This is a genomic window from Streptomyces sp. NPDC001351, assembly GCF_042896045.1.
In the GTDB taxonomy this organism is placed as follows: Bacteria; Actinomycetota; Actinomycetes; order Streptomycetales; family Streptomycetaceae; genus Streptomyces.
Genome location: NZ_JBIAWS010000001.1, coordinates 863,897 through 878,629 on the forward strand (window position 1 = coordinate 863,897; position 14,733 = coordinate 878,629).

Annotated in this window: 10 protein-coding genes; 6 read left to right on the forward strand and 4 right to left on the reverse strand. The window is 69.9% G+C overall.

Annotated elements, in window-relative coordinates; genetic code table 11:
- Nucleotides 1-283 precede the first annotated feature (283 nt).
- Both gltB and ACFY1U_RS03960 read left to right on the forward strand, forming a co-directional pair.
- Nucleotides 284-4,885: a glutamate synthase large subunit gene (gene gltB, locus ACFY1U_RS03955; RefSeq protein WP_390692544.1), complete on the forward strand. Its 4,602-nt coding sequence runs from the start codon at nucleotides 284-286 to the stop codon at nucleotides 4,883-4,885.
- Nucleotides 4,878-6,341, forward strand: coding sequence for a glutamate synthase subunit beta (locus tag ACFY1U_RS03960; protein WP_390692545.1), 1,464 nt, complete (start codon nucleotides 4,878-4,880; stop codon nucleotides 6,339-6,341). Before gltB ends, ACFY1U_RS03960 begins: the two co-directional genes overlap by 8 nt.
- A 122-nt stretch (nucleotides 6,342-6,463) precedes the next feature.
- Here the strand turns inward: ACFY1U_RS03960 and ACFY1U_RS03965 are convergent, their stop codons facing one another.
- Nucleotides 6,464-7,405 carry a chitosanase gene (locus ACFY1U_RS03965; protein ID WP_390692546.1) on the reverse strand — a complete coding sequence of 314 codons (942 nt, stop codon included), beginning with the start codon at nucleotides 7,403-7,405 and terminating at the stop codon, nucleotides 6,464-6,466.
- A gap of 29 nt (nucleotides 7,406-7,434) precedes the next feature.
- Complete coding sequence (locus ACFY1U_RS03970) at nucleotides 7,435-8,346, reverse strand: rhomboid family intramembrane serine protease (RefSeq protein WP_390692547.1); 912 nt, start codon at nucleotides 8,344-8,346, stop codon at nucleotides 7,435-7,437.
- A 134-nt stretch (nucleotides 8,347-8,480) separates the two neighbouring features.
- Between ACFY1U_RS03970 and ACFY1U_RS03975 the strand changes: the two genes are divergently transcribed.
- Both ACFY1U_RS03975 and ACFY1U_RS03980 read left to right on the forward strand, forming a co-directional pair.
- The gene (locus tag ACFY1U_RS03975) at nucleotides 8,481-9,206 is read left to right on the forward strand and encodes a vWA domain-containing protein (RefSeq protein ID WP_390692548.1); all 726 of its coding nucleotides are present in this window, start codon (nucleotides 8,481-8,483) and stop codon (nucleotides 9,204-9,206) included.
- A gap of 105 nt (nucleotides 9,207-9,311) precedes the next feature.
- On the forward strand, nucleotides 9,312-10,961 hold the full coding sequence (locus ACFY1U_RS03980; RefSeq protein ID WP_390692549.1) for a cytochrome bc complex cytochrome b subunit: 1,650 nt from the start codon (nucleotides 9,312-9,314) through the stop codon (nucleotides 10,959-10,961).
- On the opposite strand, the gene ACFY1U_RS03985 is transcribed toward ACFY1U_RS03980, so the two are convergent.
- Together ACFY1U_RS03985 and ACFY1U_RS03990 are read right to left on the reverse strand one after the other, a co-directional pair.
- Nucleotides 10,936-11,919 carry an acyl-CoA dehydrogenase family protein gene (locus tag ACFY1U_RS03985; RefSeq protein WP_390692550.1) on the reverse strand — a complete coding sequence of 328 codons (984 nt, stop codon included), beginning with the start codon at nucleotides 11,917-11,919 and terminating at the stop codon, nucleotides 10,936-10,938. The genes ACFY1U_RS03980 and ACFY1U_RS03985 overlap by 26 nt on opposite strands.
- Before the next feature lie 181 nt (nucleotides 11,920-12,100).
- On the reverse strand, nucleotides 12,101-13,240 hold the full coding sequence (locus tag ACFY1U_RS03990) for an acyl-CoA dehydrogenase family protein (RefSeq protein ID WP_390692551.1): 1,140 nt from the start codon (nucleotides 13,238-13,240) through the stop codon (nucleotides 12,101-12,103).
- Nucleotides 13,241-13,288: 48 nt separating this feature from the next.
- Between ACFY1U_RS03990 and ACFY1U_RS03995 the strand changes: the two genes are divergently transcribed.
- Both ACFY1U_RS03995 and ACFY1U_RS04000 read left to right on the forward strand, forming a co-directional pair.
- Entirely contained in the window at nucleotides 13,289-14,080 is a 792-nt protein-coding gene (locus tag ACFY1U_RS03995) for an SDR family oxidoreductase (protein WP_390692552.1), read from the forward strand.
- Between the two features lie 31 nt (nucleotides 14,081-14,111).
- Complete coding sequence (locus ACFY1U_RS04000; protein WP_115908728.1) at nucleotides 14,112-14,723, forward strand: TetR family transcriptional regulator; 612 nt, start codon at nucleotides 14,112-14,114, stop codon at nucleotides 14,721-14,723.
- The last annotated feature ends 10 nt before the right edge of the window (nucleotides 14,724-14,733 follow it).

A 14,733-nucleotide genomic window follows, 5' to 3' on the forward strand; every position in this document is an offset into this window, starting at 1 on the left:
GAAGGGCGACGCAGCCCTCCCCGTCTTTCGGGCCGATGGACACCGATCTGTCTCACTCGGTCCCCATAGCTTCCACCGCAGGCGCGGTACCCGCACTGCAGCCGCGCGGTGTCCGCATGTTGGAACGGAATATCCCGGTTCCCGAGAACCGCTCCATCATGTAACCTGCACGAAATTTTGCACTCCGCAGAGGGCCAACGTCGTCCCTCGGCAATCCGCTCCCCCAGAGCCCCAAGGGCCTGGGAGGTGCCACCAGCCACTTGAGACGACGACGGGAGAGCCGATGCGTACGCCGCGCCAGCCGTCCCAGCACTCCGCGAATGGCCAGAACTGGTCCTTCATGGATGCTCGCCCTGCTGCGCAGGGTATGTACGACCCCCGCAACGAACGCGACGCGTGCGGCGTCGGCTTCGTGGCGACCCTCACCGGCGAGGCGTCCCACACCCTGGTCGAGCAGGCCCTGACGGTGCTGCGCAACCTCGAGCACCGCGGTGCCACCGGCTCCGAGCCCGACTCGGGTGACGGTGCCGGCATCCTCTCCCAGGTCCCCGACACCTTCTTCCGTGAGGTGGCCGGATTCGAGCTGCCCGCGGCCGGTGCCTACGCGGTCGGTATCGCCTTCCTGCCGGAGGACGGCACGGCCGAGGCCGTCTCGCAGATCGAGACGATCGCCGCCGACGAGGGCCTCACCGTCCTCGGCTGGCGCGAGGTCCCCGTCGCGCCCGAACTGCTCGGCGCCACCGCCCGTTCGACGATGCCCGCCTTCCGGCAGATCTTCGTCACGGACAACGCCGCTGTGCCTGCTACGGGTATCGCCCTCGACCGCAAGGCCTTTGTGCTGCGCAAGCGCGCCGAGCGTGAGGCCGGTGTCTACTTCCCGTCGCTCTCCGCGCGCACCATCGTCTACAAGGGCATGCTGACCACCGGCCAGCTGGAGCCCTTCTTCCCGGACCTGTCCGACCGGCGCTTCGCGTCGGCCATCGCGCTGGTCCACTCGCGCTTCTCCACGAACACCTTCCCGTCGTGGCCGCTCGCGCACCCGTACCGCTTCGTCGCGCACAACGGTGAGATCAACACCGTCAAGGGCAACCGCAACTGGATGGTCGCCCGGGAGTCCCAGCTCGCCTCGGACCTGTTCGGGGACAAGGGGCTGGAGCGCGTCTTCCCGATCTGTACGCCGGACGCCTCCGACTCGGCGTCCTTCGACGAGGTGCTCGAACTCCTGCACCTGGGCGGGCGTTCGCTGCCGCACTCCGTGCTGATGATGATCCCGGAGGCGTGGGAGAACCACGACTCCATGGACCCGGCCCGCCGCGCCTTCTACAACTTCCACTCCACGATGATGGAGCCCTGGGACGGCCCGGCCTGTGTCACCTTCACCGACGGCCGGCAGGTCGGCGCGGTCCTCGACCGCAACGGCCTTCGCCCCGGCCGCTACTGGGTCACCGACGACGGCCTGGTCGTCCTCGGCTCCGAGGTCGGCGTCCTCGACATCGACCCCTCCAAGGTCGTCCGCAAGGGCCGGCTGCAGCCCGGCAAGATGTTCCTCGTCGACACGGTCGAGCACCGCATCATCGAGGACGACGAGATCAAGGCGGCCCTCGCCGCCGAGCAGCCGTACGCCGAGTGGATCGAGGCCGGCGAGATCGAGCTGGGTGACCTGCCCGAGCGCGAGCACATCGTCCACACCCACGCCTCGGTCACCCGCCGCCAGCAGACCTTCGGTTACACCGAGGAGGAGCTGCGCGTCATCCTCGCTCCGATGGCCAAGGCCGGTGCCGAGCCGATCGGTTCGATGGGTACGGACTCGCCGATCGCCGCGCTGTCCAGCCGCCCGCGGCTGCTCTTCGACTACTTCACCCAGCTGTTCGCGCAGGTCACCAACCCGCCGTTGGACGCGATCCGCGAGGAGCTCGTCACCTCGCTGCGCTCGTCCCTCGGCCCGGGGAGCAACCTGCTGGAGCCGACGGCCGCTTCATGCCGCTCGGTCACCCTGCCCTTCCCGGTCATCGACAACGACGAGCTGGCCAAGCTCATCCACATCAACGCCGACGGCGACATGCCCGGCTTCAAGGCCGCGACCCTGTCCGGCCTGTACCGGGTCTCCGGCGGCGGTGACGCCCTCGCCGCGCGCATCGAGGAGATCTGCGCCGAGGCCGACGCGGCCATCGAGAACGGCGCCCGGCTGATCGTCCTGTCGGACCGCCACTCGGACGCCGAGCACGCGCCGATCCCGTCGCTGCTGCTCACCGCGGCCGTCCACCACCACCTCATCCGCACCAAGCAGCGCACCCACGTGGGCCTGCTGGTCGAGGCCGGTGACGTCCGCGAGGTCCACCACGTCGCGCTGCTCATCGGCTTCGGTGCCGCGGCCGTCAACCCGTACCTGGCGATGGAGTCCGTCGAGGACCTGGTCCGCGCGGGCACCTTCCTGTCGGACATAGAGCCCGAGAAGGCCATCCGCAACCTGATCTACGCCCTCGGCAAGGGCGTTCTGAAGGTCATGTCCAAGATGGGCATCTCGACGGTCGCCTCCTACCGCGGCGCCCAGGTCTTCGAGGCCGTCGGTCTCGACGAGGCCTTCGTCGAGAAGTACTTCAACGGCACGGCCACCAAGATCGGCGGTGTCGGCATCGACGTCATCGCCAAGGAGGTCGCCGCCCGCCACGCGAAGGCGTACCCGGCGAGCGGCATCGCGCCCGCCCACCGTGCGCTGGAGATCGGCGGCGAGTACCAGTGGCGCCGCGAGGGTGAGCCGCACCTGTTCGACCCGGAGACGGTCTTCCGCCTGCAGCACTCCACGCGCACAGGCCGCTACGACGTCTTCAAGAAGTACACCGAGCGCGTCAACGAGCAGTCCGAGCGGCTGATGACGCTCCGCGGTCTGTTCGGCTTCAAGTCGGACCGCCCGTCGATCTCCATCGACGAGGTCGAGCCGGTCTCCGAGATCGTCAAGCGCTTCTCCACCGGCGCCATGTCGTACGGCTCCATCTCGCGCGAGGCGCACGAGACGCTCGCCATCGCCATGAACCAGCTGGGCGGCAAGTCCAACACCGGTGAGGGCGGCGAGGACCCGGACCGTCTCTACGACCCGGCCCGGCGCAGCGCCATCAAGCAGGTCGCCTCCGGCCGCTTCGGCGTGACCTCGGAGTACCTGGTCAACGCCGACGACATCCAGATCAAGATGGCCCAGGGCGCCAAGCCCGGCGAGGGCGGCCAGCTGCCCGGCCACAAGGTGTACCCCTGGGTCGCCAAGACCCGGCACAGCACCCCGGGCGTGGGCCTCATCTCCCCGCCGCCGCACCACGACATCTACTCCATCGAGGACCTGGCCCAGCTGATCCACGACCTGAAGAACGCGAACCCGCAGGCGCGGATTCACGTCAAGCTGGTCTCCGAGGTCGGCGTAGGCACGGTCGCCGCGGGTGTCTCCAAGGCGCACGCGGACGTGGTCCTGATCTCGGGTCACGACGGCGGTACGGGTGCCTCCCCGCTGACGTCCCTGAAGCACGCGGGCGGTCCCTGGGAGCTCGGTCTCGCCGAGACCCAGCAGACGCTGCTGCTCAACGGCCTGCGCGACCGCATCGTCGTGCAGACCGACGGCCAGCTGAAGACCGGCCGTGACGTCGTCATCGCCGCGCTGCTCGGCGCCGAGGAGTTCGGTTTCGCGACCGCGCCGCTCGTCGTCTCCGGCTGCGTCATGATGCGCGTCTGCCACCTGGACACCTGCCCGGTCGGCATCGCCACCCAGAACCCGACCCTCAGGGACCGGTTCTCCGGCAAGGCCGAGTACGTCGTCAACTTCTTCCAGTACATCGCCGAAGAGGTCCGCGAGATCCTCGCCGAGCTGGGCTTCCGCTCCATCGAGGAGGCCGTCGGCCACGCCGAGGCGCTCGACGTCACGCGTGCCGTCGACCACTGGAAGGCACAGGGCCTGAACCTGGAGCCGCTGTTCCACGTGCCGTCGCTGCCCGAGGGCGCGGTCCGGCACCAGGTGATCGCCCAGGACCACGGCCTGGAGAAGGCGCTCGACAACGAGCTGATCAAGCTCGCCGCCGACGCCCTGGCCGCGGACTCCGCGACCGACGCCCAGCCGGTGCGCGCGCAGGTCGCGATCCGCAACATCAACCGCACGGTCGGCACCATGCTCGGCCACGAGGTGACGAAGAAGTTCGGCGGTGCGGGCCTGCCCGACGACACCATCGACATCACCTTCACCGGCTCCGCGGGCCAGTCCTTCGGTGCCTTCCTGCCGCGCGGTGTCACGCTGCGCCTGGAGGGCGACGCCAACGACTACGTCGGCAAGGGCCTCTCCGGCGGCCGCGTGATCGTCCGTCCCGACCGGGGCGCCGACCACCTCGCCGAGTACTCGACGATCGCGGGCAACACCATCGCCTACGGTGCGACCGGCGGCGAGCTGTTCCTGCGCGGCCGTACGGGCGAGCGGTTCTGTGTCCGCAACTCCGGTGCGACGGTCGTCTCCGAGGGCGTGGGCGACCACGGCTGCGAGTACATGACCGGCGGTCGCGCTGTGGTCCTCGGCGAGACGGGCCGCAACTTCGCGGCCGGTATGTCCGGCGGTATCGCGTACGTGATCGACCTGAACGTCGACAACGTCAACGTCGGCAACGTCAGCGCCGTCGAGGCCCTCGACGACACCGACAAGCAGTGGCTGCACGACGTGGTGCGCCGCCACCAGGAGGAGACCGGTTCCACGGTCGCCGAGAAGCTCCTGGCCGAGTGGGACACCGCGATCGAGCGCTTCAGCAAGATCATCCCCAGCACGTACAAGGCAGTGCTCGCCGCCAAGGACGCCGCCGAGCAGGCGGGACTCTCCGAGTCCGAGATCACCGAGAAGATGATGGAGGCGGCGATCAATGGCTGACCCGAAGGGCTTCCTGAACCACGGCCGTGAGGTCGCCAAGTCCCGCCCGGTCGAGGTGCGTCTGAAGGACTGGAACGAGGTCTACGTCCCCGGCTCCCTGCTGCCGATCATCAGCAAGCAGGCCAGCCGGTGCATGGACTGCGGCATCCCCTTCTGCCACAACGGCTGTCCGCTGGGCAACCTGATCCCCGAGTGGAACGACTACGCCTACCGCGAGGACTGGTCGGCCGCGTCGGAGCGTCTGCACGCGACGAACAACTTCCCGGAGTTCACGGGCCGCCTGTGCCCCGCTCCGTGCGAGTCGGCGTGTGTGCTGGGCATCAACCAGCCGCCGGTGACCATCAAGAACGTCGAGGTCTCGATCATCGACAAGGCGTGGGAGACCGGCGACGTCGCCCCGCAGATCCCCGAGCGCCTCTCCGGCAAGACCGTCGCGGTCATCGGCTCGGGTCCCGCGGGCCTGGCCGCCGCCCAGCAGCTGACCCGGGCCGGCCACACCGTCGCCGTCTACGAGCGCGCGGACCGCATCGGAGGCCTTCTCCGGTACGGCATCCCCGAGTTCAAGATGGAGAAGCGGCACATCAACCGCCGTATCGAGCAGATGCGCGCGGAGGGCACCCGCTTCCGTACCGGGATCGAGATCGGCCGCGATCTCAAGGCGACCGACCTGAAGAAGCGCTACGACGCGATCGTCATCGCCGCCGGTGCGACGACCGCCCGTGACCTCCCGGTCCCCGGCCGCGAGCTCAAGGGCATCCACCAGGCGATGGAGTACCTGCCCCTGTCGAACAAGGTCCAGGAGGGCGACTACGTCACCTCCCCGATCTCGGCCGAGGGCAAGCATGTCGTGGTCATCGGCGGCGGCGACACCGGCGCGGACTGCGTGGGCACCGCCCACCGCCAGGGCGCGGCCTCCGTCACCCAGCTGGAGATCATGCCCCGCCCGAACGACGAGCGGAACAACGTCACCCAGCCGTGGCCGACCTTCCCGATGCTCTACAAGGTCACGTCCGCGCACGAGGAGGGCGGCGAGCGGGTCTACTCCGTCTCCACCACCCACTTCGAGGGCGACGAGGACGGCAACGTCCAGTGGCTGCACCTGACCGAGGTGGAGTTCATCGACGGCAAGCTGACCCCGAAGCCGGGCACGGAGCGCAAGATCCCCGCCCAGCTGGTCACCCTGGCGATGGGCTTCACGGGCACCGACCGGGAGAACGGCCTGGTCGAGCAGTTCGGCCTGGAGCTCGACGAGCGCGGCAACATCGCCCGCGACGCGGACTTCCAGACCAACGTGCCCGGCGTGTTCGTCGCCGGTGACGCGGGCCGCGGCCAGTCCCTCATCGTGTGGGCGATCGCGGAGGGCCGCTCGGCCGCCCGCGGCACCGACCGCTTCCTCACGGGCGCCAGCGACCTGCCGGCCCCGATCCGCCCGACGGACCGGGCCCTGATGGCCTGACGGCCCCTCATATACGTCCCGTACAAAGGCGTACGGAACACCGCAACGGCGCTTGCCCTGTCCCCGACCGGACGATGGCAGGCGCCGTCGCATGTCTGCGGTCGGCCGCCGGTCGGGGTGGGCTACGGCACCTTGTACGTCTCCCCGTACACCTTCCACGTCAGCGGCGTCTTCAGGTCCAGGTTCCCGTCGTACAGGAACTGCCGCTGGGCCGTCTCGACGCGGCTGGTGTCGATGTCCGGACGCACGGTCCGCATGGCCTCGACGCGGATGTCGAGGAAGACGTCCAGGTAGGTCTGCTCGGAGCCGCCCTGTGAGGGGAGGTCCGCCTCGTCCATCGCCTGTTCACGCAGGCCGTAGAAGCTGGTCGGGCCGGTGCCGGGTCCGTGCTGGACCATGGCGTCGTAGTAGACGAACTGGCCGAGTGTGCCGAGGCCGTCCAGCTTGGCGAGGCGGACGGCGGGGTCGAAGTAGACGCGGTCGCGCTCCTCGTCCTGGGCCTTCCGGAAGGCGGGCAGCTCCGCCTCGGCCTTCCAGGCGGCGGTGAAGCCCGGGTCCAGGCCCTCGTGGGAGTCCGTGCCGTCGACCTCGCGCAGCGCGGGCAGGTAGTCGGCGAGGCCGTTGTCGGGATGGTCCTCGGTGTAGCGCTCGACGAGCGCGAGCAGGTCGTGGGTACCCGTGCAGAAGCCGACGGCGCCGGCGGTGTAGCCCTGGCCGTCGTCGATGTCCTCGATGTAGCCGTAGGCACTGCGCCAGTTCAGCGTCGAGTTCTCGGCGCTGGCCACGAGCTCCTGGGCCAGTTCCTTCTTGGCGGGGGCGGCGAGGCCGGCCGGCAGGTCGGCGATCACCTCCTCGTCCTCCGCGCTCTCGTGCTCGGCCCGGCTCTTGGCGCTCTGGCGGGCCTTCTGCGCGGCGGTGGCCGACGTCCTGCTCCCGTTCCAGCCGGAGGAGTCGGCGGTTGAGAGGACGTAGACCACGCCCGTGACGACCGCGGGGAGGGCCGCGAGCAGGAGGAGACCGGCACGTCGGGGGCCTGGGGGCCGTCCCCCAGAAAAACGCAGCATAGCGAGAGGGTACGGCCGGGTGATCCCGGTCAGGCCGCCAGTTCCGTGACCTTCGCGACCGTAAGGATCACCAGGAGCGCCAGCAGGGCGACGCAGGCCCCCGCCTGGACGAAGTTGCGGCGGCCGTCACGCGGCGCATACGCGTACGCCAGTGTCACCACGCCGCCCGCCAGCAGCCCGCCGAGGTGGCCCTGCCAGGACGTGACGAACGCGGAGATCACCAGCCACAGCAGCAGGCCGCCCATGAACTGGTTGACGGACCTCATGTCGGCGCCCAGCCGCCGGGCCATCACGTAGTACGCGGCGCCGAGCCCGAAGATCGCGCCCGAGGCGCCGACCGTGGCCTGGTCGGGGGCGATCAGCAGGACCAGGACGGAGCCGCCCAGCGCCGACAGGACGTACAGGGCGATGTAGCGGATCCGGCCGAGCTGGGACTCGACCACCCGGCCGATGTTCCACAGCGCCACCATGTTCATCACGATGTGCGCGATCCCGAACGTCCCCCCGGTGGGCGGCAGATGCAGGAACGCCCCGGTGAGCAGGCGGTACCACTCACCGCCGACCACGCCTTCGAGGTGGTAGTCGGAGGGGTGATTGGCCACCCACATGTAGTGGCCGCCGTCCGGCCCGACCAGCCCACGGCCCAGCATCTCGAAGCGGTCCACGGTCGACGACCGCACCAACTCGCCCAGATACGCGAGCACATTGAGCCCGATCAGGACGTACGTCACCATGGGCGCCGAGGTGATCCGGCCGCCGAACGCCGTACGCGCCTGCCGAACCGATCGCGCGCCCTCCTTCACGCACTCCACGCACTGGTGGCCGACGGCCGCCTCCCGCATGCAGTCCGGGCAGATGTAACGGTCGCAGCGGGTGCAGCGGACGTGGGACTCCACCTTGGGATGGCGGTAGCAGGTGGTGACGGTGGACTCGGATTCCACAGCCGGCTCCTCGGAGGGGGTGGGACGGGCGGCGAGCCGGTGGGGACGGCGGCGAACAAAATAGCGAACGGCTGTGGCTGGTGGGAGCGGTGGGGTCGGCGTGACGTAACCTCGGCACGAACGAAGGGGGGAGCATGGCCGCGATCAGTCTCCGCAAGATCGAGGAGACCGCGCCCGCGCTGGTCAGCCTGTACAAGAGCGCCGGGGTGTCGCTCCACAAGCACGGGCTGGACGGGCTGCGGGCGGCGGTGTATCTCGTCGTCGACTACTCCGGGTCGATGAAGCCGTACTACAAGGACGGCAGTGTGCAGGCGCTCGCCGACCGGGTGCTGGGGCTGTCCGCGCATCTCGACGACGACGGGCGCGTGCCGGTGGTCTTCTTCTCGACGGACGTCGACGCCGAGACCGATATCGAGCTCGCCGGCCACGAGGGCCGGATCGAGCAGATCGTGGCCGGGCTCGGGCACATGGGCAAGACCAGCTACCACCTGGCGATGGACGCGGTCATCGACCACTACCTCGACAGCGGCTCGACCGCCCCCGCCCTGGTCGTCTTCCAGACCGACGGCGGCCCGATCAACAAGCTCGCCGCGGAACGCTATCTGTGCAAGGCTGCTGGGCTGCCGCTGTTCTGGCAGTTCGTGGGCTTCGGGGACCCGGGCAGCAAGCAGTTCGACTTCCTGCGCAAGCTGGACGAGCTGGCGGTACCGCAGAAGCGGATCGTCGACAACGCAGGCTTCTTCCACGCCGGATCCGATCCGGCACGGGTGACCGACGCGGAGCTGTACGACCGGCTGGTCGGCGAGTTCCCGATGTGGCTGGCCGCCGCCCGGGCCCAGGGGATCGTGCGGGCGCCCTGAGAGCCAGTTGAGGGGCGCGAATCACTCGTACGGCTGCTCTCACCGTTGGCTTACCCGGGACGCCGTGCCACCCTGATGATGATCCGACGGGGAGGCGACGAACGTATGGACGGCGCACGATCGGGGAACGAAACGGCCGGCTCCACGCGCAGGGAGCCGGCGGGGACGGGCGAGAAGCTGGCGGACTGGGCCGACGGGCGGCTGGGGCTGTACGGGCTGGCCAAGGCCAACATGCGCAAGGTCTTCCCGGACCACTGGTCCTTCATGCTGGGGGAGATCTGCCTCTACAGCTTTCTCATCCTGATCCTCACCGGCATCTATCTCACCCTGTTCTTCGAGCCGAGCGGCGTCGAGGTGATCTACCACGGCTCGTACGTCCCGCTCAACGGCGTCCCGATGACCCGGGCCTACGAGTCCACGCTCGACATCAGCTTCGATGTGCGCGGCGGGCTTCTGATCCGGCAGATCCACCACTGGGCGGCGCTGGTCTTCGTCACCGGCATGCTCGTGCACATGATGCGGGTGTTCTTCACCGGCGCGTTCCGCAAGCCGCGCGAGCTCAACTGGCTGTTCGGCTGGACCCTGCTGTTCCTCGGCATCATCACCGGCCTGACCGGCTACTCGCTCCCCGACGACCTGCTCTCCGGCACCGGCATCCGCTTCGCCGACGGCGCGATCCTGTCCGTCCCGATCGTCGGGACGTATCTGTCGATGTTCCTGTTCGGCGGGGAATTCCCGGGGCACGACATCATCTCGCGGCTCTTCCCGGTCCATGTCCTGCTGCTGCCGGGGATCATGCTGGGACTGGTCGTCGCCCATCTGATCCTGGTCTTCTACCACAAGCACACCCAGTACCCGGGGCCCGGACGGGACCAGAAGACGGTCGTCGGCATGCCCTTCCTGCCGGTCTACATGGCCAAGGCGGGCGGTTTCTTCTTCCTCGTCTTCGGCGTGCTGGCGCTCATGGGCGGCATCGCCAGCATCAACCCCGTGTGGGCCTTCGGCCCCTACCGCCCGGACCTGGTGACCACGGGCGCCCAGCCGGACTGGTATCTCGGCTTCTCCGAGGGCCTGATCCGGGTGATGCCGGGATGGGAGCTCAACTTCTGGGGCCACACCCTCGAACTCGGCGTCTTCATCCCCTTCACCCTCTTCCCGCTGCTGCTGCTCGCGCTCGGTCTGTATCCCTTCCTCGAGGCATGGATCACCGGCGACAGACGCGAGCACCACATCCTGGACCGGCCGCGCAACATGCCCGTCCGCACCGGCCTGGGCGCGGCCTGGCTGGCCCTGTACGTCGTGCTGCTGATCGGCGGCGGCAACGACATCGTCGCCACCCATCTGCATCTGTCCATCAACTCGATCACCTGGTTCGTACGGGTCTCCTTCTTCGTGGCGCCGGTCGTCACGTTCCTCGTCACCAAACGGGTCTGCATGGGCCTGCAGCGCAAGGACCGGGACAAGGTGCTGCACGGCAGGGAGAGCGGCACCATCAGACGGCTGCCGCACGGCGAGTTCGTCGAGGTCCACGAACCCCTCGCACAGGACCAGCTGTTCACTCTCACCCAGCACGAGCAGAACCCTCCCTACGAGATCGGCCCGCTCGTCGACGCGAACGGCGTACGGCGGCCGGTCAGGACGGGGCAGCGGGTGCGCGCCCGGCTGGCCCGGGTCATGTTCGGCTCGGAGTCGCACATCCCGAAGCCGACGGTGGAGGAGTACCGGGAACTCACCAGCGGCGATCACCACCACTGAGGACCAGGGCCCGGCACTCCTCGGGCCCGCCCCACGCGGTGCGCAGGGCGCGGGCCTTGGTCAGCCACAGCGACAGGTCGTACTCCGCGGTGTAGCCGATCGCGCCGTGCAGCTGCAGTGCCGTACGGGCGGTGGCGTACGCCGCCTCGGCTGCCGTGACCTTGGCGGCGGCCACGTCGGCAGGGGTCATGGTGAGCGCGGCACCGAACAACAAGGGGCGGGCGAACTCCAACGCGACCTTCGCGTCGGCCAGTTGATGCTTGACGGCCTGGAAGGAGCCTATGGGGACGCCGAACTGGGTGCGCTGCCGGACGTAGGCGACGGTCCGGTCCAGGAGCGCCAGTCCGAGGCCGAGGCACTGGGCGGCAGCGGCGAGGCGGCCCCAGGTCAGGCCACCCGCGACGGCCTCGGCGACCTGCGCGCCGGCGGCGAGCAGCTCCCCGCCGGGCGCCGGCGCGAAGAGGCGGCGGGCGGGGTCGAGGGAGCGGTGCGGTCGGCCGGGCGGAGGCGCGAGGCGCACCTCGGCGTTACCTGGCGCCGCCGTCAGCCGTACGTCGGCCATGTCCGCGTCCAGCGCATACGGTCCCGTCGTGAGCGTCGCCACGGACTCGCCGGAGGCCAGTGCGGGCAGCAGGCGTTTCGCCGGGCCCGTGTCGTCCAGGGCGGCGAGCAGGGCGGCCGCCGCGACCGTCTCCACCAGCGGGCCCGGCACCGCATGCCGCCCCAACTCGACGAATGCGACTGCGAGTTCGACGGGACGCGGGCCCAGGCCGCCGTACTCCTCGGGGACCGCGAGCGCGAAGACGCCCGCGTCGGCGATACGCGACCACAGGGCACGCCCGCTCGTGTGCTCGCCGCGGCTCCAGTCCCGTACGACCGAAGGCGTGTCGGCGGTGGTCAGCATGGCGTCCAACGAGGCCGCGAACGCACGCTGCTCGGCGTCAAGGAGGAACCGCATCAGTAACGTCCCTTCGAAACCTTCGGCATACCTTCGGGCGCGGGAGTCGCGGTGTGGTTCACAAGCGCACTGAAGGGGCGCGGGGCTGTGTTGAACATGCGGCTGTCGCCGCGTGGGCGCGCCAAGCCACGACGGCGCCGCGGACGACGAACAACCCATCGCGGCGCACCCGGCGGAGCCACTAGCGGCGCCCCTTCGGCAGGCCGAGCAGACGCTCGGCGATGATGTCGCGCTGGATCTCGTTCGTGCCCGCGTAGATCGGGCCGGCGAGGGAGAAGACATAGCCCTCGGCCCACTCCGAGTCCGCCGCCTCGGCCTCTTCGCCGAGCAGATCGAGGGCCGTCTCGTGCAGCGCGATGTCGTACTCGGACCAGAAGACCTTGTTCAGGCTGGACTCCGGGCCGATGGAGGCGCCCTCCAGGAAGCGGGAGGCGGCCGCGAAGGTGAAGAGGCGGTAGGCCCGGGCGCCGATCAGGGCGTCCGCCACCTGGGCCTGGGCGGCGGGCGGGCAGCCCTGTTGCTGCCAGAGGCGGCGCAGCCGTCCCGCCGCGGCCAGGAAGCGGCCGGGGGAGCGGAGCATCAGCCCCCGTTCATTGCCCGCCGTCGACATCGCGATCCGCCAGCCCTCGCCGGGCGCGCCGATCACGTCCTCGTCCGGCACGAACACCTCGTCCAGGAACAGCTCGGCGAACGCCGGTTTCCCGTCGAGACGGCCGATCGGGCGGACCGTGACCCCGGGCGCGCGCAGATCGAACATCAGGTAGGTCAGGCCCTGGTGGGGCTTGGGTGCCGCCGGGTCGCTGCGGAAGAGGCCGAAGGCGCGGTCCGCGAAGGCGGCCCGCGACGACCACGTCTTGTGCCCGCTCAGCAGCCAGCCGCCGTCCGCGCGCACCGCCTTCGACCGCAGGGACGCCAGGTCCGAGCCCGCCTCCGGCTCGGACCAGGCCTGCGCCCACACCACCTCGCCCGTGGCCATGGGCGGCAGCACGCGCGCTCTCTGCTCCTCGGTGCCGTGGTCGAAGAGGGTCGGGGCGAGCAGACTGATCCCGTTCTGACCGACCCGGCCCGGGGCCCCCGCCGCCCAGTACTCCTCCTCGAAGATCAGCCACCGAACCAGGCCGGAGTCCCTTCCGCCGTACGCCGTCGGCCAGTTGACGACCGACCAGCGGTCGGCGGCCAGTTCGGCCTCCCACGCGCGGTGGGCCGCGAAGCCCTCCGCGGTCTCCAGGGACGGCAGGGGAGCGCGCGGCACCCGGTCCGCGAGCCAGGCCCGGGCCTCGGCGCGGAAGGCCTCCTCTTCCTGCGTGAAGGCGAGATCCATCGGCTGCCATCCTTCCCTAACAAGTGTTTGGTAGGTTAGCGTGGGGCTATGACAGTCGTCGAGAGTCCCGTGTACGAGCCGGGGCACGGGCTGCTGAAGGGACGCACCGCCGTCATCACCGCGGCGGCCGGAGCGGGCATCGGCGGCGCGACCGCGCGGCGGTTCCTGGAGGAGGGCGCACGCGTGCTGATCGGCGACGCGCATGTGCGGCGCCTCAAGGAGTACGAGGCCGAGCTCGCCGGCGAGTTCGGTGCCGCGTCGGTCGCCGCCCTGCCGTGCGACGTCACCGACGAGGGCCAGGTGCAGGCCCTGTTCGAGGCCGCCGTGCGCGAGCACGGGCGGCTGGACGTGGTGGTCAACAACGCCGGTCTCGGCGGCACGGCGGACCTCGTCGACATGAGCGACGAGCAGTGGGCCCGAGTCCTCGACGTGACGCTGAACGGCACGTTCCGGTGCACACGGGCGGCGCTGCGGCTGATGCGGGCGGACGGACGCGGCGGAGTGGTCGTCAACAACGCCTCCGTGGTCGGCTGGCGCGCCCAGGCCGGCCAGGCCCACTACGCCGCGGCGAAGGCAGGCGTGATGGCGCTGACCCGGTGCGCGGCGATCGAGGCCGCCGAGTACGGCGTGCGGGTCAACGCCGTCTCACCGAGCCTCGCCATGCACCCGCACCTGGTGAAGGTGACCACCCCCGAACTGCTGGAGGAGCTGACCGCCCGCGAGGCCTTCGGGCGATATGCGGAGCCCTGGGAGGTGGCCAACGTGATCGTGTTCCTGGCGTCCGGCTACTCCTCGTACCTGACCGGAGAGGTCGTCTCCGTCAGCAGCCAGCACGCGTAGGACGACACATGCGCAGGACGACAATGGAACCGTGCCGACAAAGAAGAAGCCCCAGGTGACCGCCGCGCCCGCCCGGCGGCGCGAACTCCTCGAGACCGCCGCCGAGGTCTTCGCCGAGCAGGGCTACAACGCCACCACCGTACGCAAGATCGCCGACCACGCGGGCATGCTCGCGGGCAGTCTCTACTACCACTTCGACTCCAAGGAATCGATGCTGGAGGAGATCCTGCGCACCTTCCTCGATGAGCTCTGGGGCGGCTACGACACCGTCCTGGACGCCGAGCTGGGACCGCGGGAGACCCTGGAGGCCCTGGTCACCGAGTCGTTCCGGGAGATCGACCGGCACCGCGCCGCCGTCGCGATCTACCAGAAGGAGAGCAAGCAGCTGCTCGCGCAGGAGCGGTTCGCGTTCCTCGCCGAGTCGCAGCGCAAGTTCGAGAAGGCGTGGCTGGCCACGCTGGAGCGCGGTGTCGCCGCCGAGGTCTTCCGGGCCGACCTGGACGTCCGGCTCACCTACCGGTTCGTGCGCGACACCGTGTGGGTGGCCGCGTCCTGGTACCGGCCCGGCGGACAGCACAGCCCGGAGGAGATCGCCCGGCAGTACCTGTCGATGGTGCTGGACGGGATCGCCGTACGCACGTAACCCATGGGGA